A 25,712-nucleotide genomic window follows, 5' to 3' on the forward strand; every position below is an offset into this window, starting at 1 on the left:
TATCCCATCGCGATCCGAAGATTGGCATCGGGGAATTCCCCGAGCAGCCGAACGCAACGAATCAGGGTGAAACGACCGTCGAGGAAAGGGCCGCGGGAGCCGCGGCCGTCCGCAGCCAGCCCAGCGCGTTGCCCCCCATCTTCCAGCGGCCATCAACGGCCTCCAGGGCAAAGCGCGCCCGGCTGCCGGAGAACGGGCCGGGGTTCTGCTGGACGATCTCGACCTCGCGCTCGCTCACGCCGGCCACGATGGCGACGTGTCCGTACGGATTGAAGAGCGTGGGCGGAAACACGATGAGGTCGTCGACCTGCGGCTTCTCGGCTTCGCCATTGCGGTACTGCACGAGCCCTCGCTTCGGGTTGAGTGCGCCCTGCGCCGTGTTGGCGTCGAAGAAGTCCTTCGCGTTGCCGAAGGCGTCCGGCATGCGGTGGTTGAAGCGCTCGAAGTAGTAGCGCTTGACGAACTCCACGCACTGGTACTTGATGCCCAGGTTGTAGCCGTCGCGCGAGAGATTGCGCCCTTCCGAGTTGTTGACGCCGCCGTTGTAGTAGACCTTCACGCCGTTGAACTCGTCGACCACGGCGCCCACCTCCTGGCCGGGGTTGAGGTTGGTGTAGGTCACGACGCGATAACCAGCGGCGGCCAGCAGCACGGCGCCGGCCACGGCGAGAAGCAGGGTGCGCAGGCGGATCGTCCCCATGCTCAGCACCCGCACACCTGCACGATCGGCCGGCCCTGCGGCGCGCCGCCGTCCATCGAGACGCGGAGTTCGCCGGCGTAGCAGGAGCCCTCGGAAGGCGGATCGGGATGATTGGCGCAGGTCGGCGCAAAAGGCACTTCGCGCGAGCGGATGGTGACCACCGCGCCGTCGCCGCGATAGGTGTTGACCCAGTCTCGGCCGATCTTCTTGCTGCGGACGTTGGAGAGCTCGTGTTCACGCCCGTCCAGCACGAGGCGCACTTCCTCGGCGGTGCTCGATGCAAGGACCGTGTCGAATGACAGCGGCCTGCTCGCGCGGCCGGCGGGCACCACCGCGCAGGTGCAACGCTCGCCCTGCAGCGGCGCGACGCGCTCCGCCGGCAGCGGCGTCAGCAGGGGTAAAGGCTTGTGCGATTGCGCGATGCCGGTCGTGGGCAGGGCCAGCAGCGCAGCGAGGGACAGCACGGGGAGAAACGGGAAATGCATGGGCGCCAAGGTTAGCGCCCGACGATAGGGGCGCCACGGAGCGACGGCCAGTGCCGAAGGTCACCCCCGCGAATGCCTCGTTGCCTGTCCTCGGGCATGATCGCGGGCACAAAAAAAGCACTGGAGACACCGATGGACCCGAGCATTCCCCCCGGCGCCGGCGAGGCGCTGTACCGCACGATGGTGCGCATCCGCGCGTTCGAGAACGCCGCCGAGGCGGCCAGCCAGGGCGGCGTGAGCGCCTACGGCCAGCAGGCCGGCACCGCCGCGAAAGTGCGCGGCCCGCTGCACCTCTCGACCGGGCAGGAGGCCGTGCCCGCAGGCGTGTGCGCGCACCTGCGCACGAGCGACTACCTCACCTCCACGCACCGCGGCCACGGCCACACGCTGGCCAAGGGCGCGGACCTCGCCCGCATGATGTGCGAGTTGTTCGGCAAGGCCACGGGCTTCAACGGCGGCAAGGGCGGCTCGATGCACATCGCGGATTTCTCGGTCGGCATGCTGGGCGCCAACGGCGTGGTGGCGGCGGGGCTGCCGATTGCCGTGGGCGCAGCGCACGCGCAGAAGCTGCTGAAGAAAAGCGACGACATCACGGTGTGTTTCTTCGGCGATGGCGCGATCAACCGCGGGCCCTTTCTCGAAGCACTGAACTGGGCGCGCGTTTATGCACTGCCGGTGCTCTTCGTCTGCGAGGACAACCGCTGGAGCGCCACCACCGCGAGCGGGCCGATGACGGCGGGCGACGGCGCATCGGCGCGCGCCATGGCGATGGACATCGCGGCCACGCAGGTCGATGGCAACGACGTGTTCGCCGTGCACGAAGCCGCCGCGCGGCTCGTGAACGAAGTGCGCGGCGGCGCCGGGCCGCGCCTGCTGCATGCGTTGACGTACCGCGTGAAGGGCCATGTGTCGGTCGATCTCGCGGCGTACCGCGATCCGGCCGAACTGGCCGCGGCGCTCGAAACCGATCCGATCGCGCGCACGCGCGGCCGCCTGCTCTCGGCCGGCGTGAGTGCGGCCACGCTCGACGCCATCGAGAACGCGGCGCGAGACGAAGTCGACACCGCGCTGGCCATCGCCGACGCGGCGCCCTGGCCCGATGCCACCTCCGCCTTCACCGACGTGCAGACCATCGGAGCAGGCCAATGGCATTGAAGAAGGAACTGAGTTACGCCGAAGCGGCCGTGCTCGCCGTGCAGCGCGAGATGGAGGCCGATGCGCGCGTGGTCGTGCTCGGCGAGGACGTGGGCCACGGCGGCATCTTCGGCCAGTACAAGGGACTGCAGCAGACCTTCGGCGCGGAGCGCGTGATCGACACGCCGATCAGCGAGGCCGCGATCATGGGCGCCGGCGTGGGCATGGCGCTCGCGGGGCTGCGCCCCGTGGTCGAGATGCGCGTGGTCGATTTCGCGCTCTGCGGCATGGACGAGCTGGTGAACCAGGCCGCCAAGAACCGCTTCATGTTCGGCGGCCAGGGCCGCGTGCCGCTGGTGGCGCGCATGCCGGGCGGCATCTGGGATGCATCGGCGGCGCAACACTCGCAATCGCTCGAGGCGTGGTTCGCGCACCTGCCGGGCGTGGTGGTGGTGAACCCGTCGACACCGCAGGACAACTACGGCCTGCTGCGCGCGGCGCTGCAGTGCGGCGACCCGGTCGTCTATATAGAACACAAGACGCTCTGGGGCCTGCGCGGCGAAGTCGACGAAAACCTCACCGTGCCGCTCGGCAAGGCGGCGTGCGTGCGCGAGGGCAACGCGCTCACGCTCGTGAGCTGGAGCCGGCAGATGCAGGCCTGTGCCGCGGCGTGCGATGCGCTTGCGGCCGAAGGCATTGCGGTCGACCTGATCGACCTGCGCACGCTGTGGCCCTGGGACCGAGAGACGCTGCTTTCATCCTGCGCGCGCACCGGACGATTGCTGGTCGTGCATGAAGCCGTGCAGGCCGCAGGCTTCGGCGCCGAGATCGCGGCCAGCGCCGCGGAGGCCACGGGCTGCCGCATCGCGCGTCTCGGGGCGCCGCGCATTCCAGTCGGCTACGCGCCGGTGCTGGAGGCGCAGTCGCGCGTCGGCGTGGAGGCCATCGTGGCAGGCGCGAAGAAGCTGCTGGACTGACGCGGCGGGCTCATCGGCCCACCGCATCAAAGCCGGGGATCAGGCGGTGTACCCGCCGTCCACGCTCAGGCTCGCACCGGTGACGAAACCGCCGTCCGGGCCCACGAGGTAGGCGACCATGCCGGCGATTTCTTCGGCGCGGCCGTGACGCGGCAGGGCCATCACATCGTGCATCGAGCTGGCGCGCGGTCCGCTGGCGGGGTTCATGTCGGTGTCGACCGGACCGGGCTGCACGTTGTTCACGGTGATGCCCCGCGCGCCCAGGTCGCGTGCCAGGCCGCGCGTGAGGCCGACGATCGCGGCCTTGCTCATCGCATAGACACTGGCGCCCGCGGCAGGTACGCGTTCGGCGTTGATGCTGCCGATGTTGACGATGCGTCCACCGTCGCCCATGTGGCGCGCGGCGGCTTGCGCGGCCACAAACACGGCGCGCACGTTGACGTCCACGGTGCGGTCGAAATCCGCGAGCGAGAAGGTGTCGAGTTCGCCGCCCAGGTAGACACCGGCGTTGTTGACCAGGATGTCCAGCCGGTCGAAGGCGCTCGCGCCCTGCGCGACGGCGGCCGAGAGCGCGGCGGCATCGCCCGCATCGGCGCGGATGGCCAGCGCCCGGCCGCCGGCGGCCTGGATTTCGGCGGCCAGCTTGTCGGCTTCGGCCTGGGCGCTCACGTAGGTGAAGGCCACGGCGGCGCCGTCGCGCGCCAGGCGGCGCACGATGGCCGCGCCGATGCCGCGCGAACCGCCGGTGACGAAGGCCGCCTTGCCGGCCAGGACGGGAGAAGAAGAGGAGGAGGAAGCAGTGGAAGCCATGATTTTTTCCGTTGGATCAGTGGAGGAATGACTTCAGTGTCGGGATTCCACTCCTTCTCCGGTAGCCATCAATCGGGGCAATCAAATTCAACCAAAAGTTGAAGATGAGGTTGAAAATGGGCGCATGGAACCGCTCAATCACCTCGAATCCTTCGTGCAGAGCGCGGAGGGCGGCAGCTTCTCGGCAGCCGCGCGGCGCCTCGGGCTCACGCCGGCGGCGGTCAGCAAGAACGTCGCGCGGCTCGAGGCGCGGCTGGGTGTGCGGCTGTTCCAGCGCAGCACGCGCCGGCTCACGCTGACGGAGGGCGGCGAGCGCTTTCTTGCGCAGATCGGCGGCGCACTCGCCACGCTGCAGGACGCGGTGGCGGGCCTGGCGAAGGACGACGGCCAACCGGCCGGCACGCTGAAGGTCAGCATGGGCCAGGCCTTCGGGCGCGAGCACGTGCTTCCGATGCTGGGCGACTTTCTTGCGCGCTACCCGGCCATCCAGCCCGACTGGTACTTCGACAACCAGCAGGTGGACCTGGTCGGCGAGGGCTTCGATGCGGCCATCGGCGGCGGCATCGAGCTGTCGCCCGGCGTGGTCGCGCGTGAGCTGTCGCGCATCCACGTGGTGGCGGTGGCTTCACCGGCCTACATGGCGGGACGCGAATGGCCCGCGCAACCCGCCGACCTGGCCAGACTCGACGCGCTGCTGCGGCGCTCCTCGCCCACCGGGCGGCTGCGCAGCTGGACGCTGCAGCATGCGAACGGCCAGCAGGCCACGGTGGAACTGCCGCGGCCGCGCGCGATCTTCAACGACCCCGAGGCGATCGCACAGGCCGCGCTGCTGGGGCTGGGCGCGGCGATGCTGCCGATGGCTTTCGTCGAGCGGGGCCTTCGCAGCGGCGAGCTGGTGCGGCTGCTGCCCGAATGGCACTTCGACGCGGGCGTGGTGTGGCTCTACTACCCGAGCAAGAAGTTGCTGCCGCCGAAGACGCGCGCGTTCGTCGATTTCGTGCTGGAGCGCTTTCGCAGCGAGCACTTCGCCGAGCGGATGCAGGTGGCCTGAAAGCGCCGGTTCCCGGGGTTTTCACTCGCGGCGGCAGGGAGGGTTCGCCTGTACAAAGACGCGCATGAACAACTTATCTTTCAAAACGAATCGCCGGGCCGCGCTGACGGCAACGGCCGCCGCTGCTGCCATCGCCCTGATGGCCCCCGCCGCGTCCTGGGCCCAAGGCACCTGGCCGACCAAGCCCGTGCGCATCGTCGTGCCGTTCGCGGCCGGCGGCACCACCGACATCCTGGCGCGCGCCGTCGCGCCGGAGCTCTCCAAGGCCTTCGGCCAGCAGTTCATCGTGGACAACCGCGCGGGCGCGGGCGGCAACGTGGGCGCCGAGATCGTGGCGCGCGCGCCGAACGACGGCTACACGCTGCTGATGGGCACGGTAGGCACGCACGGCATCAACCGCGCGCTGTACCCGAAGCTGCCCTTCGACCCGATCAAGGATTTCGCGCCGATCACGCTGGTGGCGGCCGTGCCGAACGTGATGGAGATGAACGCCGAGAAAGCCAAGACGCTGAACATCCACAACGTGCAGGACTTCATCAAGTACGCCAAGGCCAACCCGGGCAAGCTGAACATGGCATCGAGCGGCAGCGGCACCTCGATCCACCTGGCGGGCGAACTCTTCAAGAGCATGACGGGCACGTTCATGGCGCACATCCCGTACAAGGGCTCGGGCCCGGCGCTGCTGGACATGGTGGGCGGCAACGCCGACGTGATGTTCGACAACCTGCCCTCGTCAATGGCGCAGATCAAGGCCGGCAAGCTCACCGCGCTGGCCGTGACCAGCGCGCAGCGCTCGCCGGCGCTGCCCGACATTCCGACGGTGGAGGAAGCGGGCGGCCCGACGCTCAAGGGCTTCGAGGCGAGCTCATGGTTCGGCCTGCTGGCGCCGGCCGGCACCTCGCCGGAGATCGTGAACCGGATTCAGCAGGAAGTGGCCAAGTCGCTCGGCACGCCGGCCATCAAGGAAAAGATGCTCGCGCAGGGCGCGATCCCGAGCGGCAATTCGCCGGCCGACTTCACGAAGCTCATTGCGAACGAGCACGTGAAGTGGGCAAAGGTCGTCAAGGACTCCGGCGCAAAGGTGGACTGACGACGACCTGCCTCAGGTGCTCCAGGTCACGTCCTTGTTGTCGGCCTGCGAGTCCTTGAGCATGTGAAGCAGGGGGGCTGCACGCTGGTGCAGTCCTACATGCTGCTTCTCGGCCTCGCTGGTGTGGCCTTCGACGGCATAGTCGTCGTTGTTGTGGGCATTGCTGCCTTCGCGGGCCAGCGCGGCCTCGAGCGCCGCAATGGCGCCGGGAATCTGCTCGACCGTGATGATGCCTTGCGGCGCCGGGGACTTGCCGACGATGTCGAGCAGCTGGCGCGCATGGACTTCGAGCATCACGAAGTCAGGAGCGGCCCGGGACTTGAAACGATAGAGCATGGTTGTGTTCACTCACTTGTAGATGTAGTCACGGGCAAAAGGGTACACCGATTGCGCGCCGCGCAAGACGCCTGCGCGCCCTACGTTGCCGTCAGGCTTTGTCGACAACATCTGATGCAAGGAGATCCATCCCTGCTCGAAACTCATGGCCGAGCCCGCGAGGTACAGGCGGTAGGCACGCAGCACGCGCTCGGCGTTTTCGGCCTGGCGGCCGCCGCTGCGCTGCAGCACCTCGCGCGCCGCGTCGAGTTGCGCCTCGAGGGCGTCGGACCAGGCCCAGAGCGTGCGCGCATAGTGCGGACGCAGGCTCTCGGTGTCGACCATCTCCAGGCCCGCGGCCGCGGTCTCGCGCAGCACGTGCGTCACGTGCAGCAGCTCGCCGCCGGGGAAAATGTACTTCTCGATGAAATCGCCCATGCCCGCGCCTAGCTGGCGGTAGTTGAGTTCGCCAGATGTGATGCCGTGGTTCATAACCAGGCCGCCGGGCTTGAGGAGCGAATGGATCTTGCGGAAGTAGGTCGGCATGTTGGCCGCACCCACATGCTCGAACATGCCGACCGAGGAGATCTTGTCGAAGGGCTGTTCGGCCGAGAGCTCGCGGTAGTCGCGCAGCTCGACGCGCACGCGGCCCTGCAGGCCTTTCTCTTCAATGAGGCGTTGCACGTAGGCATGCTGGTTCTTCGACAGCGTGATGCCGGTCGCATCGACGCCGTAGTGCTCGGCCGCCCACAGGAGCAGTGCGCCCCAGCCGGAGCCGATGTCCAGGTAGCGCTCGCCGGGCTGCAGCATGAGCTTCTTGCAGATGTGGTCGAGCTTGGCTTCCTGCGCCTCTGCCAGCGTGAGGTCGGGCGTGCGGAAGTAGGCGCATGAATAGACGCGGCGCGCATCGAGCCACAGCGCGTAGAAGTCGTCCGAGACGTCGTAGTGGAACTCGATCTGCGCCGCGTCCTTGCGCAGCGAATGCGAGCCGTGCGACTTGGCCCGGCGCTGCAGGCGGCTCCACCAACCGGTGTCGGTTTCGGCCGGGTTGCCGGGCAGCATGCCGACGGTGGCATCGATCAGGTCGCGCATGGCGCCCTCGATCTGCACCTTGCCCTCGACATAGGCCTCTCCGATGGCCCCCACCTGTCGGGCGGCCAGCTTGGCCAGCACCGCCCACTCCTTGAAGGCCAGCGTGACGCGGGCTCCCGCCTGGGCAACGCGCCGGCCATCCGGCAGCTCCAGCGCGATGGGAACAGGCAGCGAAGCCAGCTGCGACTCGATTTTGGGTATCAAGTTTTGCATGGGGCCCATGGTATTGATTTTTGCAAGTGTTTGCATCCCTGCCGCGCGGTCCCGCCGCGGGCCGTTGCCAAACCCGGATTGACAGCAAATCGTTTATGCCTAAACTATTCAATCATGAACAGCCTCAGTCCGCTCCAACCCGCTCCCGCCTCGGACCTCCAGCGCATCCTGTGCATCGGCGGCGGTCCGGCGGGCTTGTATTTCGCGCTGTTGATGAAAGCGCGCAACCCCGCGCTACAGATCACGGTCGTGGAGCGCAACAGGCCCTTCGACACCTTCGGCTGGGGCGTGGTGTTGAGTGATCAGACGCTGGGCAACCTCAAGGCGGCAGATGCCGAGACTGCGGCGCTGATCGGCAACGAGTTCCATCACTGGGACGACATCCAGGTCTTCTTCAAGGGCCGCCAGGTGCGTTCCGGCGGCCACGGCTTCTGCGGCATCGGGCGCAAACGCCTGCTCAACATCCTTCAAGAACGTTGCCTCGCACTGGGTGTCGACCTCGTGTTCGAAACCGACGCCACCGACGACCAGGCGATCGCCGCGCAGTACAAGGCCGACCTCGTGATCGCGAGCGACGGCCTCAACAGCCGCATCCGCCAGCGCTATGCCGATGTGTTCAAGCCCGATGTCGACCTGCGCAACTGCCGCTTCGTGTGGCTCGGCACGCACCAGACCTTCGACGCCTTCACCTTCGCCTTCGAACAGACCGAGCACGGCTGGTTCCAGGCGCATGCCTACCAGTTCGACGACAAGACCTCGACCTTCATCGTGGAGACACCCGAGGCTGTGTGGAAGGCGCACGGCCTCGACCAGATGGAGCAGCCCGAGGCCATCGCCTTCTGCGAGAAGCTGTTCGCCAAGTACCTCGGCGGCCACTCGCTCATCAGCAACGCCACGCACCTGCGCGGCTCGGCCAACTGGATCCGCTTCCCGCGCGTGGTGTGCGAACGCTGGACGCACCGCATCGACGTCGAAGGCCGCTCGGTGCCCGTCGTGCTGATGGGCGACGCCGCGCACACGGCACACTTCTCGATCGGCTCGGGCACCAAGCTCGCGCTTGAAGACGCGATCGACCTCGCGAACGAGTTCGAGCAGGGCGGCACCGTCGACCATGTGCTCGAAGGCTATGAGGCACGCCGCAGTGTCGAGGTGCTGAAGATCCAGAACGCCGCGCGCAACTCCACCGAGTGGTTCGAAAACGTGCCGCGCTACACCGGCATGCAGATCGAGCAATTCGCCTACTCGCTCCTCACGCGCTCGCAGCGCATCAGCCACGAGAACCTGCGCGTGCGCGACACGCAATGGCTCGGCGGCTACGAGCAATGGCTCGCGGGCGGCAAGGCGATGGCGCCGATGCTCATGCCCTACAAGGTGCGCGGGCTCACGCTGAAGAACCGCATCCTGGTCTCACCGATGGCGACCTACAGCGCGGTCGACGGCGTGCCGCAAGACTTCCTGCTGGTGCATCTGGGCGCACGCGCGCTCGGCGGCGCCGCGATGGTGTTCGTCGAAATGACGAGCCCGACGCCCGAAGGCCGCATCACGCCGGCCTGCACCGGCCTCTACAACGACGCGCAGCAAGCGGCCTTCAGGCGCATCGTCGATTTTGTGCACACGCAATCGAGCGCGAGGATCGCGATGCAGCTCGGCCACAGCGGCCCCAAGGGTTCGACGCGCGTCGGCTGGGAAGGCACCGACGAACCGCTCGAAGACGGCAACTGGCCGCTGCTCGGCGCCAGCGCATTGCCCTACGGCGAGCAGAACCAATTGCCGGCTGCCATCACGCGCGCCGAGATGGACACGCTGCGCGACCAGTTCGTCGACTCCACGCGACGCGCCGTCGAATGCGGCTTCGACTGGCTCGAACTGCATTGCGCGCACGGCTATCTGCTGTCGGCCTTCATCAGCCCGCTCACCAACCAGCGCACCGATGAATACGGCGGCGACATCGAAGCGCGCTGCCGCTACCCGCTCGAAGTGTTCCGCGCGATGCGCGCCGTGTGGCCGCAAGACAAGCCGATGAGCGTGCGCATTTCCGCGCACGACTGGGCGCCCGGCGGCAACACCGATGCGGACGCAGTCATCGTCGCACGACTCTTCAAGGAAGCCGGAGCCGATTTCATCGACGTGTCCTCGGGCCAGACCACGCGCGCCGCCAAGCCCGTCTACGGCCGCATGTACCAGACGCCGTTCTCCGATCGCATCCGCAACGAGGTCGGCATCTCGACCATCGCCGTGGGCGCGATCACCGATGCGGACCAGGCCAACAGCATCATCGCAGCCGGCCGCGCGGACCTCTGCGCCATCGCGCGCCCGCACCTCGCGGACCCCGCGTGGACGCTGCACGAAGCCGCCAAGCTGCAGAGCCGCGACGTCGACTGGCCCAAGCAGTACCTGAGCGGCCGCGACCAGATGTACCGCGAGATCGCCAAGCAGCAGCAAATCGCCGCGGCCACGAATGCGGCACTGGCGGCGCAGAACACCGAGGAGACACACTGACATGGACCTCGAAGCGCGCGCGCACAGCGAACACCCCGAAGCCTTGCGGCTCTGGCTGCGGTTGCTCACCTGCACCCAGCTCATCGAGAAGCAGGTGCGCAACGAACTGCGCTCGCAGTTCGCGACCACGCTGCCGCGCTTCGACCTGATGTCGCAACTCGAGCGCTCGCCCGACGGCCTCAAGATGAACGAGCTCTCGCGCCGGATGATGGTGACGGGCGGCAACGTCACCGGCATCACCGACCAGCTCGTGACCGAAGGGCTGGTCGAGCGCATCAACGTCGAGGGCGACCGCCGCGCCTGGCGCGTGCGCCTCACGGCACGCGGACGCAAGCTCTTCAACGACATGGCGCAACAGCACGAAGACTGGATCGTCGGGGCCTTCGCGGGCCTGACGGGCAAGGAGATCGCGCAGTTGCACAAGCTGCTCGGCAAGGTGAAGCAGCACTCACACAACCAATTGATGGCGGAGACCGAATGAAGCACTACATCGGCGCAGGCAATCCCATGCGCGCGCAATTCGAAGCAAAGGCAGCCTACAAGGCCGAGCACTTTGCATGGAGCTACGAGGCCGGCGTCGGCACCGTCACGCTGAACCGCCCTGAGCGCAAGAACCCGCTCACCTTCGATTCGTACGCCGAACTGCGCGACCTGTTCCGCGCGTTGAACTACGCGACCGACGTGAAGGCCATCGTCGTCACCGGCGCAGGCGGCAACTTCTGCTCGGGCGGCGACGTGCATGAAATCATCGGCCCGCTCACCGGCATGCGCATGCCCGAGCTGCTGGAGTTCACGCGCATGACGGGCGACCTGGTGAAGGCGATCCGCGCTTGTCCGCAACCGATCGTGGGTGCCATCGATGGCGTGTGCGCCGGTGCCGGCGCGATGATCGCGCTGGCCTGCGACCTGCGCTACGGCTCGCCGGCCACGCGCACCGCATTCCTCTTCACCCGCGTGGGCCTTGCCGGCGCGGACATGGGTGCCTGCGCATTGCTGCCGCGCGTGATCGGTCAGGGCCGCGCATCGGAACTGCTCTTTACCGGCCGCGCAATGACGGCGCAGGAAGGCCACGCCTGGGGCTTCTTCAACGCGTTGCACGAAAGCGATGCACTGCTCGAGGCCGCCACCAAGATGGCGCGCGAACTGGCCGAAGGCCCGAGCTTCGCGCACGGCATGACCAAGACAATGCTGGCGCAGGAATGGTCGATGACCATCGACCAGGCCATCGAGGCAGAAGCACAGGCACAGGCGATCTGCATGCAGACCGAAGACTTCAAGCGCGCCTATGAAGCCTTCGCTGCGAAGCGCAAGCCGGTGTTCGGTGGGGACTGAAGCCATGATGACGAAGATCCCGGCACCGCCTTCGACAGCGCATCTCGCGCTGCCGTTCTTCGATGAAGCCCATCGCTCGCTCGCACGTGACCTGCTGCCGTGGTGCGCAGCGCAGGAGATCGACGAGCGCGACGACCGCGCGGCCTGCCGCGAATGGGTGCGCCGCCTCGGCGACGGCGGCTGGCTGCGTTACGCCGTGCCCGGCAGCGCGGGCGGCGCGTTGGATCGCCTCGATTCGCGTGCACTCGTGCTGCTGCGCGAGACGCTCGGCTACCACTCGCCGCTCGCCGACTTCGCCTTTGCGATGCAGGGGCTGGGCAGCGGCGCGATCACGCTCACCGGCACGCCCGAGCAGCAATCGCAATACCTCACGGCGGTCGGCAAGGGCGAGAAGATCGCGGCCTTCGCACTGAGCGAACCCGATGCCGGTTCCGACGTCGCCGCGATGGCCATGCGCGCCGAACCCACGGCCGACGGCTGGCTGCTGAACGGCGAGAAAACCTGGATCAGCAACGGCGGCATCGCCGACTTCTACTGTGTGTTCGCGAAGACCGATCCAACCGGCGGCACGCGCGGCATCACCGTCTTCATCGTCGATGCGACCACGCCCGGCCTCGACACTTCCGAGCACATCGACGTGATGGCGCCGCACCCGCTCGCCACGCTGCACTTCGAGAACTGCGTGGTGCCGCGCACGGCGCAGCTCGGTGAACTCAACGGCGGCTTCAAGCTCGCGATGCGCACGCTCGACATCTTCCGAGCATCGGTGGCTGCGGCCGCACTCGGCATGGGACGTCGCGCACTCGCCGAAGCCATCGCACACGCGAAGGGTCGCCGCATGTTCGGCCAGACGCTCGCGGACTTCCAGCTCACGCAGGCCAAGCTCGGCGAGATGGCCGCGCTGATCGACAGCGCCGCATTGCTCACTTACCGCGCCGCCTGGATGCGCGACGATGCCGAGCAACGTGGTGCAGCGGCAGTGGGCGATGTCTCCGCCGCCGCCGCGATGGCCAAGATGTGCGCCACCGAAAACGCAAGCCGCGTGATCGACATGGCACTGCAGATGCACGGCGGCCTCGGCGTGAAGGTTGGCACGAAGATTGAAAGCCTCTACCGCGACATCCGCTCGCTGCGCATCTACGAAGGCGCGACGGAAGTCCAACAACTGATCATTGGCAAATCCGTTCTGCGGGGATAAATACCGTGTCTGCCCAAGTCGACCGCTTCGTTCACGACCGCCTGCCGCCTGCCGAGCAGTTGCCGGTCTTTCGCTACGACCTGCCCGAGCTGCAGCTGCCCGACCAGTTGAACCTCGTGGAGGAGCTGCTGGACAAGGCCGACGCCAAGGGCTTCGGCGGCAAGCCGATGCTGCGCTCGCCAGCCGGCACGCTCACGTACAACCAGGCCGCGGTCGAAGTCAATCGCATCGCGCAGGTGCTGACGGAGGACCTCGGGCTCGTGCCCGGCAACCGCGTGCTGCTGCGAGGCGGCAACTCGGTGGCGATGGCGCTCGCGTGGCTCGCGGTGGTGAAGGCCGGGTTGATCGCGGTAGCGACGATGCCGTTGCTGCGCGCGAAGGAACTCGGCGAGATCATCGAGAAGGCGCGCCCTGTTGCCGCGTTGTGCGACGGACGTCTGCTCGATGAGTTGGTGATCGCGCAGAAGGAGCACCCGGTGCTCGCGACAGTCATCGCATTCAACAAGCCCGATGCGGTGGACTCGCTCTCCGCACGCGCCGCAGGCAAGAGCGGTGTGTTCACTGCATGCCCTACCGCGGCCGACGACATCGCATTGCTCGCATTCACATCAGGTACCACGGGCAAGCCCAAGGCGCCCGTCACCACGCACCGCGACGTGCTCGCGATGTGCGAGACCTGGCCACGCCATGTGCTCAAGGCGCGCAGCGACGACATCGTGGTGGGCTCGCCGCCGCTGGCCTTCACCTTCGGGCTCGGCGGCTTGCTGGTGTTCCCGATGTGGGCCGGTGCCTCGGTGTATTTCGCCGATGCACCGTTCACGCCCGAGGGGCTGGTGAAGCTCATCAACGAGGTCGGTGCGACCATCTGCTACACGGCGCCCACGTTCTACCGCCAGATGGCGCCTTTCGTTCGGCAGCACGGCATGCCGAGCCTGCGCATCAGCGTGAGCGCGGGCGAAGCTTTGCCGGACGCGACGCGCCAGCTCTGGAAGGAAGCCACAGGCATCGAGATGCTCGACGGCATCGGCGGCACCGAGGTGTTTCACATCTACATCTCCGCAGCGGGCAGTGACGTGCGCAAGGGTGCCGTCGGCAAGGCGGTGCCCGGCTTCACCGCGAAGGTGGTGGACGACAAGGGCAACGAGGTGCCGCACGGCACCGTCGGCAAGCTCGCGTTGCAGGGGCCGGTCGGCTGCCGGTACCTGGACGATCCGCGCCAGGCCGACTACGTGAAGAACGGCTGGAACTATCCCGGTGATTCGTTCGTGCAGGACGACGACGGCTATTTCTTCTACCAGGCCCGCGCCGACGACATGATCATCACGGCCGGCTACAACGTCGGCGGCCCAGAGGTCGAGGACGCCCTGCTCAAGCACCCCGCGGTGGCCGAGTGCGGCGTGATCGGCAAGCCCGATGCCGACCGCGGCATGATCGTGAAAGCTTTCTGCGTGCTCAAGCCCGGCAACGAAGGCGATGCGGCCCTGGTAAAGGCGCTGCAGGACCATGTGAAGGCCAGCATCGCGCCGTTCAAATACCCGCGTGAGATCGAATTCGTGGCCACGCTGCCGCGCACGGAAACCGGCAAGCTCCAGCGATTCAAACTGAGACAACTCAACAACAGCACACCATGATCAACAAACTCCTGCAGCCCGAGGGCTGGTTGCCTCCGAAGGGCTATGCGAACGGCGTCGCCGCGCGCGGCACCATGCTGTTCGTCGGCGGCCAGATCGGCTGGAATGCGCAGCAGCAATTCGAGTCGGACGACTTCATCGAGCAGTGCGGCCTCGCGCTGCGCAACATCGTCGAAGTGCTGCGCGCGGGCGGCGCGGGCCCGGAGCACATGGTGCGCATGACCTGGTATGTGACCGACCGCGACGAATACAGCCGCCGGCTCGCCGAGCTCGGTCCGGTCTATCGCGATGCAATGGGGCGCAACTTTCCGGCGATGACCTGCGTGCAGGTGGCCGCGCTGGTGGAGCATCGCGCGAAGGTCGAGATCGAAGTCACGGCGGTCATTCCGGACTGATCGTTTTTCTTCGCCACGCCGTCGTCAGTCGACGGCGTGCGCGTAGCGCTTGCGGTACTCCGCCGGCGTGATGCCGATCTGACGCTGGAACGCGCGCCGCAACGTGTCGGCATCGGCAAATCCGCATCGGGCCGCCACCTGTTTCGGCGCAGCATCCCCGGCCTCGAGCAGGCGGCGCGCGGCGGAAACACGAACGCCTTCCACCCAAGCCGCTGGCGTAGCTCCGACCTCTTGCATGAAGAGCCGTGCGAAGTGGCGAGGGCTCAGGCTCATGCGTCCGGCAAGGTGAGCGACGCTGTGGTCTTCCGCAGGGTTCGCCGCGATCCAGCGCTGCACTTCCTGCAAGGCTGATCGACCCATGGGCGCGGCTTCGCCCTTGCGGCTGAATTGCATCTGGCCACCCGGGCGCTTAAAGAACATCACGAGCTGGGCGGCGACTTTCATGGCGATCTCGCGGCCAAGATCTTCCTCGACGAGCGCGAGCGACAGGTCAAGGCCTGCGGTCACGCCGGCCGCCGTGCGCAAGCGGCCATCGCGCACGTGGATCGCATCGGCATCGACCTGCACGGCGGGGAAGGCTTCTGCAAGCTGATCGGCCACCGCCCAGTGCGTCGTGACTCGCCTGCCGTCGAGCAACCCTGCCTGCGCCAGCACGAAGGCGCCGCTGCAGACCGAACCGAAACGGCGCGCCTTGGGTGTGAGTTGGCGCAGCCATGCGGTGACGTCGAGGTTGGTCGCTGCGCCCGCAGCGTGCGGCGTGCCCGCCACCAGGAGCGTGTGAATCGGCTCACCGATGTCCTCGCCGATGACAGCATCGGGCATGAGCCGCACGCCCGACGAACTGCGGATCGGGCCCGGCTGGCTCGCGATGACCCGCAGCCGGTAGGCCTCGGTGCGCGCCTGCACGTTCGCCTCGGCGAACACGTCGAGCGGACCGGAGACGTCCAGCAGCTGAACGCCGGGCATGGCGAGGATCGCGATGGTCTTGGTGGTGCGCATGGCTGGTTGTTTCTCTGCGTCTCTTTCGTCGGCGCAATGGCAGAAATTGCCGCTTCACGTCTGTTGGAGACAATGTAGCCCACTCCTAAAGTTGTTCTCACACTCACAGGAGAAGTCCACATGGCTTTGACGACAACGATCGAAGGGGTCCGCATCCCCGACAGCAAGCTCGCGGGCGAAATCACCGAACTGGTCCGCGACACGGCGCCCCCGCTGCTGTTTCACCACTCCAGCCGGGTTTACTACTTCGGCGCACTGGCCGGCAAGCACCGCGGCCTGACCTTCGACCCGGAGCTGCTCTATGCGGGCGCGATGTTCCACGACATGGGCCTGGTGAAGGCGCACAGCAGCGCGAACGAGCGCTTCGAGGTCGATGGGGCGAACGTGGCACGCGATTTCCTGCGTGGTCACGGGATCTCGCAGCAGGACGTCGACCTCGTCTGGACCGCGATCGCGCTCCACACGACGCCCGGAATTCCACAACATATGCACCCGGTCGTGGCACTGGTGACGGCCGGCGTCGAGATGGACGTGCTGGGACTGACCTATCCGGAGTACAGCGAAGCCGAGCGCACACAGGTCGTGCATGCGCACCCGCGCACCGAGCACTTCAAGGAAGACATCATCCAGGCCTTCTACGACGGCCTCAAACACAAGCCGGAGACCACCTTCGGCAACGTGAAGGCCGATGTGATCGCGGACAAGGAGCCGCATTTCCATCGCGGCAATTTCTGCAGCGTGATTCGCTGCTCAGCCTGGCACGGCTGAAATCGGGGGCTGGAGAAATAAAAAAGCCCTCGTTGCGAGGGCTCGATTTATTCAATTCACCGACCAAAGAAAAAAGGCCCTTTGAAATTCAAAGGGCCTTTTAAATTGGTTGCGCGAGCAAGATTTGAACTTGCGACCTTTGGGTTATGAGCCCAACGAGCTACCAGGCTGCTCCATCGCGCGGCAAGATGGAATTATAACTTATTCTGCAGCGCCTTGCTCGGCATCTGCTTCTTTAATTTCAGGACGGTCGACCAGTTCGACCAGAGCCATCGGCGCGTTGTCGCCCACGCGGAAGCCCATTTTCAGGATGCGCGTGTAGCCGCCCGGACGTGCCGCGAAACGCGGGCCCAGATCGGCGAAGAGCTTGACGACGCTGTCACGGTCGCGCAGGCGGTCGAAGGCCAGGCGCTTGTTGGCGAGCGTGGGCTTCTTGGCGAGCGTGATCATCGGTTCGATGACGCGACGCAGTTCCTTGGCCTTGGGGACCGTGGTCTTGATGACTTCATGCTCGATGAGCGAATTCATCATGTTCTGCAGCATCGCCAGGCGATGCGAGCTGGTGCGGTTGAGTTTGCGAAGTCCGTGTCCGTGACGCATGGTGCTTTTCCTTTACTTTATTAAACAGGCAGCCGTATCAGGCACTGCCTGGGCACGAGCCCTCAGGGGCTCAATTCAAAAATCAACGCTTGTCGAGACCGGCTGGCGGCCAGCTTTCAAGCTTCATACCCAAGGTCAGGCCGCGCGAAGCGAGGACTTCCTTGATTTCGTTGAGCGACTTGCGACCCAGGTTCGGGGTCTTGAGCAACTCGTTCTCGGTGCGCTGGATCAGGTCACCGATGTAGTAGATATTTTCGGCCTTCAGGCAGTTGGCCGAACGCACGGTGAGCTCGAGCTCGTCGACAGGGCGCAGCAGGATCGGATCGAATTGCTGTGCGCTGCGCGGTGCCGGTGCATCGAATGCAGCCAGTTCGCCGCCTTCCAGCTGTGCGAACACCGCGAGCTGCTCGACGAGGATTTTAGCCGAGGCGCGAACCGCATCTTCAGCGGTGATGGCACCGTTGGTTTCGATCTCGACCAGGAGCTTGTCCAGGTCGGTACGTTGTTCGACACGGGCGCTCTCGACCGTGTAGCTCACGCGCTTGACAGGCGAGAACGACGCGTCGAGGACGATGCGGCCAATCGACTTGGTCGGCTCGTCGGCGTAGCGGCGCATCGTGCCGGGCACATAACCGCGACCCTTTTCGACCTTGATCTGCATGTCGAGCTTGCCGCCTTGCGACAGGTGCGCGATCACGTGGTCAGGGTTGATGATTTCCACGTCGTGCGGGGTCTGGATGTCCGACGCCAGGACCGGGCCTTCGCCGTCCTTGCGCAGGCTCAGCGTGACTTCGTCGCGGTTGTGGAGCTTGAACACCACGCCCTTGAGATTCAGAAGGATGTTGACGACATCTTCCTGCACGCCGTCGATCGACGAGTACTCATGCAGAACGCCAGCGATCGTGACTTCGGTGGCCGAGTAGCCGACCATGGACGACAGCAGAACGCGACGCAGCGCGTTGCCGAGCGTGTGGCCGTAGCCGCGCTCGAAAGGCTCGAGCGTCACCTTGGCCTTGTTGGCGGCAAGTTGCTCGACCTGGATGGTCTTGGGTTTCAGCAGGGTGGTTTGCATGCAGACTTCCTCTCAATACCCCCGGCTCGTTACACCGGTAAGGCTGGTGAAGCACCTGACCCGCAACGAAGCACGGGGCAGGAACGTGAACAACAAAAACTTGTTGCCCGCACACGCGAGGTGCGCGGGAACAAAAAAATCAACGCGAATACAGTTCGACGATCAGCGATTCGTTGATGTCGGCTGCGAATTCGTCGCGATCGGGCACCTTCTTGAAGGTACCTTCGGCCTTGTCGGCGTTCACTTCGACCCAAGCCGGGATACCGACTTGCTGGGCCAGCTGGAGCGCTTCGGCAATGCGGGTCTGCTTCTTGGACTTGTCGCGCACGGCGATCACGTCACCGGTCTTGACCAGGTACGACGGGATGTTGACCGACTGGCCGTTCACCGTGATCGCCTTGTGCGACACGAGTTGACGTGCTTCAGCGCGGGTCGAGCCGAAGCCCATGCGGTAGACGACGTTGTCCAGGCGCGATTCGAGAATGAACAGCAGGTTGGCGCCGGTATTGCCACGGCGGCGGTCGGCTTCTTCGAAGTAGCGGCGGAATTGCTTTTCCAGCACGCCGTACATGCGCTTGACCTTCTGCTTTTCACGCAGTTGCAGACCATAGTCCGAGGTGCGCTGACCCGAAGTGCGACCGTGCTGGCCTGGCTTGGAATCGAACTTGGCCTTGTCTTGAATCGAACGACGGGCGCTCTTCAGGAACAGGTCGGTGCCTTCACGGCGGGAAAGTTTGGCCTTGGGGCCGAGGTAGCGTGCCACGAGTATTCCTTTGTGTATCTGCCGCAGTTGCCTGCGGGAGCCATCGGCGAAACGCTGATGGCGGTGGGCTTAGTTAAAAAACAAATGCGCAGCCGCTCGAAAGCTGGCTGCGCCTTGCGGACTGACGATCAGATGCGGCGACGCTTCTGGGGACGGCAGCCGTTGTGCGGAACGGGCGTCACGTCGGCAATGGAATTGATCCGGATGCCGAGCGCAGCCAGTGCGCGCACCGACGATTCGCGACCGGGGCCCGGGCCCTTGATCTCGACGTCGAGGTTCTTGATACCTTGTTCGACAGCAGCACGGCCGGCCACTTCGGAAGCGACCTGCGCAGCGAACGGGGTCGACTTGCGCGAGCCCTTGAAGCCCTGGCCACCCGACGAAGCCCACGACAGAGCGTTGCCCTGGCGATCGGTGATCGTGATGATGGTGTTGTTGAACGAGGCATGCACGTGGGCGATACCGTCCGCAACGTTCTTGCGAACCTTCTTGCGAACGCGCTGTGCGGCGTTGTTTGCAGGTGCTTTAGCCATGCTGGTCTATCCTTATTTCTTCAGGGACTGCGCAGCCTTGCGCGGACCCTTGCGGGTGCGAGCATTGGTGCGCGTGCGCTGGCCGCGCATCGGCAGGCCGCGACGGTGACGGAAGCCGCGATAGCAGCCGATGTCCATCAAACGCTTGATGTTCATCGTCGTCTCGCGACGCAGATCGCCTTCGATCGTGAACAGAGCGATCTGATCGCGGATCTTCTCGAGATCGGCGTCGGTCAGATCCTTGATCTTCTTCGAATATTCGATGCCGCTCGCTTCGCAGATTTGACGGGCGCGGGTGCGACCGATACCGAAAATGGCGGTCAGGCCGATTTCAGCGTGCTTGTGCGGCGGGATGTTGATGCCAGCAATACGTGCCATGTGCGTCCTCTAATACTCTTCAATCAACCCTGGCGCTGCTTGTGGCGCGGGTCGGTGCAAATCACACGCACCACACCTTTACGGCGGATGACCTTGCAATTACGGCAGATGGTTTTGACCGAAGCCGAAACTCTCATTTCATTCTCCTAAAACTGTTTAACGTGGCGGACTACCGCCCGATCTCGATACTGAAGCTCACAGCCCTACGATGTCTTGAAGTTCGCCTTCTTCAGCAGCGATTCGTACTGCTGGGACATCATGTAGTTTTGCACCTGGGCCATGAAGTCCATCGTGACGACCACGATGATCAGCAGGGAGGTACCACCGAAGTAGAACGGCACGTTGTACTTCAGGATCAGGAACTCGGGCAGCAGGCAGACGAAGGTGATGTACACCGCGCCAGCCAACGTCAGGCGAACCAGAATCTTGTCGATATAGCGAGCGGTCTGGTCACCCGGGCGAATGCCAGGAATGAATGCACCACTCTTCTTCAGGTTGTCGGCCGTTTCCTTGCTGTTGAACACGAGTGCCGTGTAGAAGAAGCAGAAGAAAACGATCGCGGCAGCGTACAGCAGCACGTAGATCGGCTCGCCCGGACGCAGCGCGTTGGCGATGTCCTTGATCCAGCGGAAACCGCCTTCACCGGTACTGAACCAGCCGACCACCGTTGCCGGCAGCAGGATGATCGATGAGGCAAAGATCGGCGGGATCACGCCAGCCATGTTCAGCTTCAAGGGCAGGTGCGACGACTGGCCGCCATAGACCTTGTTGCCGACCTGGCGCCGCGCATAGTTCACGAGGATCTTGCGCTGGCCGCGTTCGACGAACACCACGAAGTAGGTGACCAGCACCACGACCGCGATGATGAAGAGCGCAACGATCGGATTCATCGCACCGGTGGTCACCAGCGAACCAAGACCTGCCACAGCACTCGGCAAACCTGCCGCGATACCTGCAAAGATCAGGATCGAGATGCCGTTGCCCAAGCCACGTTCGGTGATCTGCTCGCCGAGCCACATCAGGAACATCGAACCTGCGGTCAGGCTCACCATCGCGGTGATGCGGAAGCCGAAACCGGGGGCGATCACCAGACCGGCCGACGATTCGAGAGCCACTGCAATGCTGAACGACTGGAACAGAGCCAAGCCCAGCGCGCCGTAGCGCGTGTACTGCGTGATCTTGCGGCGGCCGGCCTCGCCTTCCTTCTTCAATTGCTCGAAGGTCGGAAGCACGTAGGTCATCAGCTGCATGATGATCGACGCCGAGATGTACGGCATGATCCCCAACGCGAACACGGTGAAACGCGACAGCGCCCCGCCCGAGAACATGTTGAACAGGCTCAGAATGCCGCCCTGCTGGCCCTGGAAGAGCGCGGCCAGCTGGTCCGGGTTGATACCCGGCACAGGAATGTGCGCGCCAATCCGGTAGACCACGAGCGCGAGCAGCAAAAAGACGAGCCGACGACGAAGGTCGCCGAACTTGCCTGTTTTTGCGATCGTTGCCGCGTTAGTTGCCACGAAGAACTTCTTTCAGTCCGATGGTGATCAGGCGACGCTGCCGCCGGCTGCTTCGATTGCAGCCTTGGCGCCAGCCGTTGCACCCACGCCCGTCAGCTTGACGGCCTTGGTGAGTTCACCGGTCTTGACGATCTTGACGACCTTGGCGAGCTGGCCCACGAGGCCGGCTTGCTTCAGCGCCAAGACATCCACTTCGGCCAGGCCGAGCTGCTCGAGAGCAGTCAGCGTGACTTCGGCGTTGAACTTCAGCAGGTGCGACTTGAAACCACGCTTGGGCAGGCGACGTTGCAGCGGCATCTGGCCGCCTTCGAAACCAACCTTGTGGAAGCCACCAGCACGCGACTTCTGGCCCTTGTGACCGCGACCTGCGGTCTTGCCGATGCCCGAGCCGATACCGCGGCCAACGCGGCGCTTGGCGTGCTTGGCGCCGGCTGCCGGCTTGATGCCATTGAGTTCCATATCAGTCTCTCTTACAGAACTTTGACCAGATAACTGATCTTGTTGATCATGCCGCGCACCGCCGGGGTGTCCTGCAGCTCGCTCACGCTGTTGAGCTTGCGCAGGCCGAGGCCACGCACGGTCGCGCGATGCGATTCCTTGGTGCCAATCGGGCTCTTGACCAATTGCACCTTGAGGGTTTGTTGTTGCGTCGTCATTTGAATGCTTCTTTCAGGCTTGCGCTTAAGCGAAGATTTCTTCGACAGTCAGGCCACGCTTGGCAGCCACTGAGGACGCGGTCGTCGAGTTCTTCAACCCGTCGAGCGTGGCGCGAACCATGTTGTAGGGGTTCGACGAACCATGGCTCTTGGCCACGATGTCGGTGATGCCCATCACTTCGAACACGGCGCGCATCGGGCCGCCGGCGATGATGCCGGTACCCTTGGGAGCCGGGTACATCACGACCGTGGAGGCGCCGTGGTGACCTTGCACCTGGTGATGCAGCGTGCCGTTCTTGATCGGGGCCTTGAACAGGTTGCGACGGGCTTCTTCCATCGCCTTCTGCACTGCAGCGGGCACTTCCTTGGACTTGCCCTTGCCCATGCCGACGCGGCCATCGCCATCGCCGACCACGGTCAGTGCTGCGAAACCGAGGATACGACCACCCTTCACCACCTTGGTGACGCGGTTGATCGCGATCATCTTCTCGCGCAAACCGTCCTCAGGACCTTCGTTCTGCGTTCTTGCTTGAATCTTTGCCATTTTGAATCTCGTGTCCGATTAGAACTGCAGACCGGCTTCGCGGGCTGCCTCGGCCAGCGCCTTGACGCGGCCGTGGTAGGCGAAACCTGCGCGATCGAAAGCAACCTTCTCGACGCCGGCAGCCTTCGCCTTTTCAGCGATGCGCTTGCCGATGGCGATGGCTGCGGCGGCATTGCCACCCTTGCCCGAGCCGCCGAGCGAGGCCCGCACTTCGGCTTCGGCCGTCGATGCGGTTGCGATCACCTTGGTACCGTCGTCGGAGATGACGGTGGCATAGATGTGCAGGTTGGTGCGGTTCACCGTCAGACGGGCCACACCCTGCGTCGCGATGCGGATGCGGGTCTGGCGCGAGCGGCGAAGACGCTGTGCTTTTTTGGTCAACATCATTTTGCTGCCCCTTACTTCTTCTTGGTCTCTTTGATCACGATCTTCTCGTCCGAATAACGGATGCCCTTGCCCTTGTAAGGCTCAGGCGGACGAACAGCGCGGATCTCAGCGGCGATTTGACCAACGCGCTGACGGTCAGCACCCTTGATCACGATTTCGGTCGGGGTCGCGGTGGCCACCGTGATGCCTTGCGGCATGTCGATGTTGACCGGGTGCGAATAACCGACTTGCAGGTTCAACTTGTTGTTGGACGCTGCGGCCTTGTAGCCGACGCCGACCAGGTTGAGCTTCTTCTCGAAGCCCTTGGTCACGCCAACCACCATGTTGTTCACCAACTGACGGATCGTGCCGCTCATCGCATTCGCTTCACGCGATTCGTTGGCGGGCTCGAAGCTCAGCTTGCCGTCATTGCTGACGACCTTGACCAGGGGGTTGCGTGCAAGGTTGAGCGTGCCGCCCGTGCCCTTGACGCTGATCTGGTCTTCCTTGATCGACACATCCACGCCTGCGGGGATGGTGACCGGCATTTTTCCTACTCGGGACATTTCAGTGACTCCTCGATGTCTCGGTTAGGCGACGTAGCACAGAACTTCGCCACCGACACCGGTAGCGCGTGCCTTGCGGTCGGTCATCACGCCCTTGGGGGTCGTGACGATCGCAACGCCGAGGCCGTTCTGGACTTGCGGAATGGAAGTGCTGGCCTTGTAGACACGCAGGCCGGGGCGGCTCACGCGCTCAATGCGCTCGATGACCGGACGGCCAGCGTAGTACTTCAGCGAGATTTCAAGTTCGCTCTTGCCGGCTTCGGTCTTGACCTGGAAGCCGTCGATGTAGCCCTCGTCCTTGAGGACTTGTGCGATCGCGATCTTCACCTTCGAAGACGGGACCGACACGGTGGGCTTCGCCACCATCTGCGCGTTACGGATACGCGTCAGCAGGTCGGCAATGGGATCACTCATGCTCATGTTGTTTGCTCCTGCCTGGCTTACCAGCTGGCCTTGGTGACACCGGGGATGTCGCCGTTGAAAGCCAGTTCGCGGATCTTGGCGCGGGCCAGACCGAATTGACGGAAGGTGCCACGGGGGCGACCGGTGATTTCACAGCGGTTGCGCTGACGCGTGGGGTTCGCGTTGCGCGGGAGCTTCTGCAGGCCCAGGCGGGCAGCAGCGCGCTCTTCGTCGCTCTTCTTCACGTCGTTGGAAATTGCCTTCAGTTCCGCGTGCTTCGCAGCGAACTTGGCAACCAGCTTGTCGCGCTTGAGTTCGCGCTGGATCAAAGATGCTTTAGCCACAGATCACCTCAGTTCTTGAACGGGAAACGGAAGCCAGCGAGAAGCGCCTTGGCTTCTTCGTCGGTCTTGGCCGTCGTCGTGATGCTGATATTGAGACCGCGCAGGGCATCGACCTTGTCGTACTCGATCTCAGGAAAAATGATCTGTTCCTTGACGCCGATGTTGTAGTTGCCACGGCCATCGAACGCACGGCCAGAAATGCCGCGGAAGTCGCGAACACGCGGCAGCGCGATGGTCACGAAACGGTCCAGGAACTCATACATCTGCACGCCACGCAGCGTGACCATGCAGCCGATCGGCTGGTTTTCGCGGATCTTGAAACCGGCGATAGCCTTCTTCGACTTGGTGACCACGGGCTTCTGGCCGGCGATCTTGGTCAGGTCGGCGACAGCGTTGTCGAGAACCTTCTTGTCGGCGACTGCTTCACCCACACCCATGTTCAGGGTGATCTTGGTGAGGCGGGGGACCTGCATCGGCGACTTGTAGCCGAACTTTTCCGTCAGGTCTTTCGCGATCTTTTCGCGATAGTGTTGTTGGAGACGTGCCATGTGAGTACCTCTTAGGCGAACTTGATTTCGTCGCCGCTGGACTTGAAGACGCGAACAGCCACGCGCTTGCCGTCAGCACCCTGGGTGATCTTGATGCCCACGCGATCGGCCTTGCCGGTCGCGGCATTGAAGATCGCCACATTGGATTGGTGAATGGGCATGGACTTCTCGACGATGCCACCGGTCGTACCCTTGAGCGGGTTCGGCTTGGTGTGCTTCTTGACGAGGTTCAGGCCTTCGATGACGACATGCGAGTCGTCCTTGCGAAGCGAGACGGTGCCGCGCTTGCCCTTGTCACGACCGGCCAACACGATGACCTGGTCGCCTTTGCGAATCTTGTTCATGGCGTTGTTGTCCTTACAGAACTTCGGGTGCCAGCGACACGATCTTCATGAACTTCTCGGTGCGCAGCTCGCGCGTGACCGGTCCGAAGATGCGGGTGCCGATGGGCTCCAGCTTGGCGTTGAGCAACACTGCTGCGTTGCCGTCGAACTTGACGAGCGAGCCGTCGGCGCGACGGATGCCCTTGGCGGTGCGGACCACCACTGCACTGTAGATCTCGCCCTTCTTGACGCGACCACGCGGAGCGGCTTCCTTGATGCTGACCTTGATGACGTCGCCCACGCTGGCGTAACGCCGCTTGGAGCCACCGAGCACCTTGATACACAGGACGGATTTCGCGCCTGTGTTGTCGGCCACTTCGAGCCGGGATTCAGTTTGGATCATTTCTTGAT

The 25,712-nt window shown here is 64.6% G+C and carries 34 protein-coding genes and 1 tRNA gene; 11 read left to right on the forward strand and 24 right to left on the reverse strand.

Features of this window, described 5'->3' with window-relative positions; translation table 11 throughout:
• Nucleotides 1-61: 61 nt before the first annotated feature.
• Together J2W23_RS28520 and J2W23_RS28525 are read right to left on the reverse strand one after the other, a co-directional pair.
• A complete protein-coding gene (locus tag J2W23_RS28520) occupies nt 62-700 on the reverse strand; it encodes a CHAP domain-containing protein (RefSeq protein ID WP_307651152.1) in 639 nt (212 codons plus the stop codon).
• A gap of 2 nt (nt 701-702) precedes the next feature.
• Nucleotides 703-1,164 (reverse strand): hypothetical protein, encoded by a 462-nt coding sequence (locus tag J2W23_RS28525; protein WP_307651153.1) that lies wholly within the window; start codon nt 1,162-1,164, stop codon nt 703-705.
• A gap of 153 nt (nt 1,165-1,317) precedes the next feature.
• Between J2W23_RS28525 and J2W23_RS28530 the strand changes: the two genes are divergently transcribed.
• Both J2W23_RS28530 and J2W23_RS28535 read left to right on the forward strand, forming a co-directional pair.
• The gene (locus tag J2W23_RS28530) at nt 1,318-2,340 is read left to right on the forward strand and encodes a thiamine pyrophosphate-dependent dehydrogenase E1 component subunit alpha (protein WP_307651154.1); all 1,023 of its coding nucleotides are present in this window, start codon (nt 1,318-1,320) and stop codon (nt 2,338-2,340) included.
• Nucleotides 2,331-3,296: an alpha-ketoacid dehydrogenase subunit beta gene (locus J2W23_RS28535; protein ID WP_307651155.1), complete on the forward strand. Its 966-nt coding sequence runs from the start codon at nt 2,331-2,333 to the stop codon at nt 3,294-3,296. The genes J2W23_RS28530 and J2W23_RS28535 overlap by 10 nt, the downstream gene beginning before the upstream one ends.
• 39 nt (nt 3,297-3,335) lie before the next feature.
• Here J2W23_RS28535 and J2W23_RS28540 read toward each other — a convergent pair whose 3' ends face one another.
• Nucleotides 3,336-4,106, reverse strand: coding sequence for an SDR family oxidoreductase (locus tag J2W23_RS28540; protein WP_307651156.1), 771 nt, complete (start codon nt 4,104-4,106; stop codon nt 3,336-3,338).
• Between the two features lie 124 nt (nt 4,107-4,230).
• On the opposite strand from J2W23_RS28540, the gene J2W23_RS28545 reads away from it, so the two are divergent.
• Both J2W23_RS28545 and J2W23_RS28550 read left to right on the forward strand, forming a co-directional pair.
• Complete coding sequence (locus J2W23_RS28545) at nt 4,231-5,157, forward strand: LysR family transcriptional regulator (RefSeq protein WP_176661744.1); 927 nt, start codon at nt 4,231-4,233, stop codon at nt 5,155-5,157.
• Between the two features lie 64 nt (nt 5,158-5,221).
• Nucleotides 5,222-6,247: a Bug family tripartite tricarboxylate transporter substrate binding protein gene (locus tag J2W23_RS28550; protein WP_307651158.1), complete on the forward strand. Its 1,026-nt coding sequence runs from the start codon at nt 5,222-5,224 to the stop codon at nt 6,245-6,247.
• Between the two features lie 12 nt (nt 6,248-6,259).
• On the opposite strand, the gene J2W23_RS28555 is transcribed toward J2W23_RS28550, so the two are convergent.
• Nucleotides 6,260-6,583, reverse strand: a complete 324-nt coding sequence (locus J2W23_RS28555; RefSeq protein WP_176661742.1) for a DUF1840 domain-containing protein — start codon at nt 6,581-6,583, stop codon at nt 6,260-6,262.
• Between the two features lie 12 nt (nt 6,584-6,595).
• Entirely contained in the window at nt 6,596-7,867 is a 1,272-nt protein-coding gene (locus J2W23_RS28560) for an SAM-dependent methyltransferase (RefSeq protein ID WP_176661741.1), read from the reverse strand.
• Nucleotides 7,868-7,981: 114 nt separating this feature from the next.
• On the opposite strand from J2W23_RS28560, the gene J2W23_RS28565 reads away from it, so the two are divergent.
• The 6 genes from J2W23_RS28565 to J2W23_RS28590 are packed head-to-tail and all read left to right on the forward strand — an operon-like array spanning nt 7,982 to nt 14,922.
• The gene (locus J2W23_RS28565) at nt 7,982-10,366 is read left to right on the forward strand and encodes a bifunctional salicylyl-CoA 5-hydroxylase/oxidoreductase (RefSeq protein WP_307651160.1); all 2,385 of its coding nucleotides are present in this window, start codon (nt 7,982-7,984) and stop codon (nt 10,364-10,366) included.
• A gap of 1 nt (nt 10,367) precedes the next feature.
• Nucleotides 10,368-10,847, forward strand: coding sequence for a MarR family winged helix-turn-helix transcriptional regulator (locus J2W23_RS28570; RefSeq protein WP_176661739.1), 480 nt, complete (start codon nt 10,368-10,370; stop codon nt 10,845-10,847).
• The gene (locus J2W23_RS28575) at nt 10,844-11,698 is read left to right on the forward strand and encodes an enoyl-CoA hydratase family protein (RefSeq protein WP_176661738.1); all 855 of its coding nucleotides are present in this window, start codon (nt 10,844-10,846) and stop codon (nt 11,696-11,698) included. Before J2W23_RS28570 ends, J2W23_RS28575 begins: the two co-directional genes overlap by 4 nt.
• A 4-nt stretch (nt 11,699-11,702) precedes the next feature.
• Complete coding sequence (locus J2W23_RS28580) at nt 11,703-12,896, forward strand: acyl-CoA dehydrogenase family protein (RefSeq protein WP_307651161.1); 1,194 nt, start codon at nt 11,703-11,705, stop codon at nt 12,894-12,896.
• Nucleotides 12,897-12,901: 5 nt separating this feature from the next.
• Nucleotides 12,902-14,527, forward strand: coding sequence for an AMP-binding protein (locus tag J2W23_RS28585; protein WP_307651162.1), 1,626 nt, complete (start codon nt 12,902-12,904; stop codon nt 14,525-14,527).
• Nucleotides 14,524-14,922 (forward strand): RidA family protein, encoded by a 399-nt coding sequence (locus J2W23_RS28590; RefSeq protein WP_176661735.1) that lies wholly within the window; start codon nt 14,524-14,526, stop codon nt 14,920-14,922. Before J2W23_RS28585 ends, J2W23_RS28590 begins: the two co-directional genes overlap by 4 nt.
• A 24-nt stretch (nt 14,923-14,946) precedes the next feature.
• Here J2W23_RS28590 and J2W23_RS28595 read toward each other — a convergent pair whose 3' ends face one another.
• The gene (locus J2W23_RS28595) at nt 14,947-15,921 is read right to left on the reverse strand and encodes a GlxA family transcriptional regulator (RefSeq protein ID WP_307651163.1); all 975 of its coding nucleotides are present in this window, start codon (nt 15,919-15,921) and stop codon (nt 14,947-14,949) included.
• 120 nt (nt 15,922-16,041) lie between these two features.
• Between J2W23_RS28595 and J2W23_RS28600 the strand changes: the two genes are divergently transcribed.
• Nucleotides 16,042-16,689, forward strand: a complete 648-nt coding sequence (locus J2W23_RS28600; RefSeq protein ID WP_373424000.1) for an HD domain-containing protein — start codon at nt 16,042-16,044, stop codon at nt 16,687-16,689.
• A 106-nt stretch (nt 16,690-16,795) separates the two neighbouring features.
• Here the strand turns inward: J2W23_RS28600 and J2W23_RS28605 are convergent.
• The 18 genes from J2W23_RS28605 to rplN all read right to left on the reverse strand — a co-directional run bounded on the left by J2W23_RS28605 (nt 16,796) and on the right by rplN (nt 25,704).
• A tRNA-Met gene (locus J2W23_RS28605) sits at nt 16,796-16,872 on the reverse strand.
• 18 nt (nt 16,873-16,890) lie between these two features.
• Entirely contained in the window at nt 16,891-17,289 is a 399-nt protein-coding gene (rplQ, locus tag J2W23_RS28610; RefSeq protein ID WP_013544103.1) for a 50S ribosomal protein L17, read from the reverse strand.
• 82 nt (nt 17,290-17,371) lie between these two features.
• Complete coding sequence (locus J2W23_RS28615) at nt 17,372-18,361, reverse strand: DNA-directed RNA polymerase subunit alpha (protein WP_009124827.1); 990 nt, start codon at nt 18,359-18,361, stop codon at nt 17,372-17,374.
• A 139-nt stretch (nt 18,362-18,500) separates the two neighbouring features.
• On the reverse strand, nt 18,501-19,124 hold the full coding sequence (gene rpsD, locus J2W23_RS28620) for a 30S ribosomal protein S4 (protein WP_013544104.1): 624 nt from the start codon (nt 19,122-19,124) through the stop codon (nt 18,501-18,503).
• A gap of 128 nt (nt 19,125-19,252) precedes the next feature.
• The gene (gene rpsK, locus J2W23_RS28625) at nt 19,253-19,657 is read right to left on the reverse strand and encodes a 30S ribosomal protein S11 (RefSeq protein WP_009124825.1); all 405 of its coding nucleotides are present in this window, start codon (nt 19,655-19,657) and stop codon (nt 19,253-19,255) included.
• A 12-nt stretch (nt 19,658-19,669) separates the two neighbouring features.
• Nucleotides 19,670-20,035 carry a 30S ribosomal protein S13 gene (gene rpsM / locus J2W23_RS28630; protein ID WP_013544105.1) on the reverse strand — a complete coding sequence of 122 codons (366 nt, stop codon included), beginning with the start codon at nt 20,033-20,035 and terminating at the stop codon, nt 19,670-19,672.
• Nucleotides 20,036-20,058: 23 nt separating this feature from the next.
• A complete protein-coding gene (gene rpmJ, locus J2W23_RS28635; protein WP_013544106.1) occupies nt 20,059-20,172 on the reverse strand; it encodes a 50S ribosomal protein L36 in 114 nt (37 codons plus the stop codon).
• A 66-nt stretch (nt 20,173-20,238) separates the two neighbouring features.
• Nucleotides 20,239-21,552 carry a preprotein translocase subunit SecY gene (gene secY / locus J2W23_RS28640; RefSeq protein ID WP_176661733.1) on the reverse strand — a complete coding sequence of 438 codons (1,314 nt, stop codon included), beginning with the start codon at nt 21,550-21,552 and terminating at the stop codon, nt 20,239-20,241.
• 27 nt (nt 21,553-21,579) lie between these two features.
• Nucleotides 21,580-22,011: a 50S ribosomal protein L15 gene (gene rplO / locus J2W23_RS28645; RefSeq protein ID WP_042577479.1), complete on the reverse strand. Its 432-nt coding sequence runs from the start codon at nt 22,009-22,011 to the stop codon at nt 21,580-21,582.
• Between the two features lie 11 nt (nt 22,012-22,022).
• The gene (gene rpmD, locus J2W23_RS28650) at nt 22,023-22,208 is read right to left on the reverse strand and encodes a 50S ribosomal protein L30 (protein WP_009124818.1); all 186 of its coding nucleotides are present in this window, start codon (nt 22,206-22,208) and stop codon (nt 22,023-22,025) included.
• A gap of 25 nt (nt 22,209-22,233) precedes the next feature.
• The gene (gene rpsE, locus J2W23_RS28655; RefSeq protein ID WP_176661732.1) at nt 22,234-22,752 is read right to left on the reverse strand and encodes a 30S ribosomal protein S5; all 519 of its coding nucleotides are present in this window, start codon (nt 22,750-22,752) and stop codon (nt 22,234-22,236) included.
• Nucleotides 22,753-22,770: 18 nt separating this feature from the next.
• Nucleotides 22,771-23,136, reverse strand: coding sequence for a 50S ribosomal protein L18 (gene rplR, locus J2W23_RS28660; protein WP_176661871.1), 366 nt, complete (start codon nt 23,134-23,136; stop codon nt 22,771-22,773).
• A 14-nt stretch (nt 23,137-23,150) separates the two neighbouring features.
• Nucleotides 23,151-23,684 (reverse strand): 50S ribosomal protein L6, encoded by a 534-nt coding sequence (rplF, locus tag J2W23_RS28665; RefSeq protein ID WP_176661731.1) that lies wholly within the window; start codon nt 23,682-23,684, stop codon nt 23,151-23,153.
• A gap of 24 nt (nt 23,685-23,708) precedes the next feature.
• Nucleotides 23,709-24,104, reverse strand: coding sequence for a 30S ribosomal protein S8 (gene rpsH, locus J2W23_RS28670; RefSeq protein ID WP_062474816.1), 396 nt, complete (start codon nt 24,102-24,104; stop codon nt 23,709-23,711).
• 20 nt (nt 24,105-24,124) lie between these two features.
• Nucleotides 24,125-24,430, reverse strand: a complete 306-nt coding sequence (gene rpsN, locus J2W23_RS28675; protein ID WP_042577476.1) for a 30S ribosomal protein S14 — start codon at nt 24,428-24,430, stop codon at nt 24,125-24,127.
• An 8-nt stretch (nt 24,431-24,438) separates the two neighbouring features.
• Nucleotides 24,439-24,978 carry a 50S ribosomal protein L5 gene (rplE, locus tag J2W23_RS28680; RefSeq protein WP_013544114.1) on the reverse strand — a complete coding sequence of 180 codons (540 nt, stop codon included), beginning with the start codon at nt 24,976-24,978 and terminating at the stop codon, nt 24,439-24,441.
• Nucleotides 24,979-24,989: 11 nt separating this feature from the next.
• Complete coding sequence (rplX, locus tag J2W23_RS28685) at nt 24,990-25,322, reverse strand: 50S ribosomal protein L24 (RefSeq protein ID WP_056592808.1); 333 nt, start codon at nt 25,320-25,322, stop codon at nt 24,990-24,992.
• Nucleotides 25,323-25,335: 13 nt separating this feature from the next.
• Nucleotides 25,336-25,704, reverse strand: coding sequence for a 50S ribosomal protein L14 (gene rplN / locus J2W23_RS28690; RefSeq protein WP_009124801.1), 369 nt, complete (start codon nt 25,702-25,704; stop codon nt 25,336-25,338).
• Nucleotides 25,705-25,712 lie beyond the last annotated feature (8 nt).

The sequence above is a fragment of the Variovorax boronicumulans genome, from assembly GCF_030812215.1.
In the GTDB taxonomy this organism is placed as follows: domain Bacteria; phylum Pseudomonadota; class Gammaproteobacteria; order Burkholderiales; family Burkholderiaceae_C; genus Variovorax; species Variovorax boronicumulans_C.

Bases quoted from the DNA above. Each gene is read 5' to 3' on its own strand.
- J2W23_RS28520 (WP_307651152.1), bottom strand. From the start codon at position 700: ATGGGGACGATCCGCCTGCGCACCCTGCTTCTCGCCGTGGCCGGCGCC.
- rpmJ (WP_013544106.1), bottom strand. From the start codon at position 20,172: ATGAGAGTTTCGGCTTCGGTCAAAACCATCTGCCGTAATTGCAAGGTC.
- J2W23_RS28545 (WP_176661744.1), top strand. From the start codon at position 4,231: ATGGAACCGCTCAATCACCTCGAATCCTTCGTGCAGAGCGCGGAGGGC.
- J2W23_RS28535 (WP_307651155.1), top strand. From the start codon at position 2,331: ATGGCATTGAAGAAGGAACTGAGTTACGCCGAAGCGGCCGTGCTCGCC.
- J2W23_RS28570 (WP_176661739.1), top strand. From the start codon at position 10,368: ATGGACCTCGAAGCGCGCGCGCACAGCGAACACCCCGAAGCCTTGCGG.
- rplQ (WP_013544103.1), bottom strand. From the start codon at position 17,289: ATGCGTCACGGACACGGACTTCGCAAACTCAACCGCACCAGCTCGCAT.
- J2W23_RS28555 (WP_176661742.1), bottom strand. From the start codon at position 6,583: ATGCTCTATCGTTTCAAGTCCCGGGCCGCTCCTGACTTCGTGATGCTC.
- rpsE (WP_176661732.1), bottom strand. From the start codon at position 22,752: ATGGCAAAGATTCAAGCAAGAACGCAGAACGAAGGTCCTGAGGACGGT.
- rplX (WP_056592808.1), bottom strand. From the start codon at position 25,322: ATGAACAAGATTCGCAAAGGCGACCAGGTCATCGTGTTGGCCGGTCGT.
- rplO (WP_042577479.1), bottom strand. From the start codon at position 22,011: ATGGAACTCAATGGCATCAAGCCGGCAGCCGGCGCCAAGCACGCCAAG.
- rpsH (WP_062474816.1), bottom strand. From the start codon at position 24,104: ATGAGCATGAGTGATCCCATTGCCGACCTGCTGACGCGTATCCGTAAC.
- J2W23_RS28565 (WP_307651160.1), top strand. From the start codon at position 7,982: ATGAACAGCCTCAGTCCGCTCCAACCCGCTCCCGCCTCGGACCTCCAG.
- J2W23_RS28600 (WP_373424000.1), top strand. From the start codon at position 16,042: ATGGCTTTGACGACAACGATCGAAGGGGTCCGCATCCCCGACAGCAAG.
- rpmD (WP_009124818.1), bottom strand. From the start codon at position 22,208: ATGACGACGCAACAACAAACCCTCAAGGTGCAATTGGTCAAGAGCCCG.
- J2W23_RS28540 (WP_307651156.1), bottom strand. From the start codon at position 4,106: ATGGCTTCCACTGCTTCCTCCTCCTCTTCTTCTCCCGTCCTGGCCGGC.
- rplN (WP_009124801.1), bottom strand. From the start codon at position 25,704: ATGATCCAAACTGAATCCCGGCTCGAAGTGGCCGACAACACAGGCGCG.
- J2W23_RS28575 (WP_176661738.1), top strand. From the start codon at position 10,844: ATGAAGCACTACATCGGCGCAGGCAATCCCATGCGCGCGCAATTCGAA.
- J2W23_RS28615 (WP_009124827.1), bottom strand. From the start codon at position 18,361: ATGCAAACCACCCTGCTGAAACCCAAGACCATCCAGGTCGAGCAACTT.
- rpsK (WP_009124825.1), bottom strand. From the start codon at position 19,657: ATGGCTAAAGCACCTGCAAACAACGCCGCACAGCGCGTTCGCAAGAAG.
- rplR (WP_176661871.1), bottom strand. From the start codon at position 23,136: ATGTTGACCAAAAAAGCACAGCGTCTTCGCCGCTCGCGCCAGACCCGC.
- J2W23_RS28560 (WP_176661741.1), bottom strand. From the start codon at position 7,867: ATGCAAAACTTGATACCCAAAATCGAGTCGCAGCTGGCTTCGCTGCCT.
- rplF (WP_176661731.1), bottom strand. From the start codon at position 23,684: ATGTCCCGAGTAGGAAAAATGCCGGTCACCATCCCCGCAGGCGTGGAT.
- J2W23_RS28595 (WP_307651163.1), bottom strand. From the start codon at position 15,921: ATGCGCACCACCAAGACCATCGCGATCCTCGCCATGCCCGGCGTTCAG.
- J2W23_RS28550 (WP_307651158.1), top strand. From the start codon at position 5,222: ATGAACAACTTATCTTTCAAAACGAATCGCCGGGCCGCGCTGACGGCA.
- J2W23_RS28590 (WP_176661735.1), top strand. From the start codon at position 14,524: ATGATCAACAAACTCCTGCAGCCCGAGGGCTGGTTGCCTCCGAAGGGC.
- rpsM (WP_013544105.1), bottom strand. From the start codon at position 20,035: ATGGCACGTATTGCTGGCATCAACATCCCGCCGCACAAGCACGCTGAA.
- J2W23_RS28530 (WP_307651154.1), top strand. From the start codon at position 1,318: ATGGACCCGAGCATTCCCCCCGGCGCCGGCGAGGCGCTGTACCGCACG.
- rplE (WP_013544114.1), bottom strand. From the start codon at position 24,978: ATGGCACGTCTCCAACAACACTATCGCGAAAAGATCGCGAAAGACCTG.
- J2W23_RS28580 (WP_307651161.1), top strand. From the start codon at position 11,703: ATGATGACGAAGATCCCGGCACCGCCTTCGACAGCGCATCTCGCGCTG.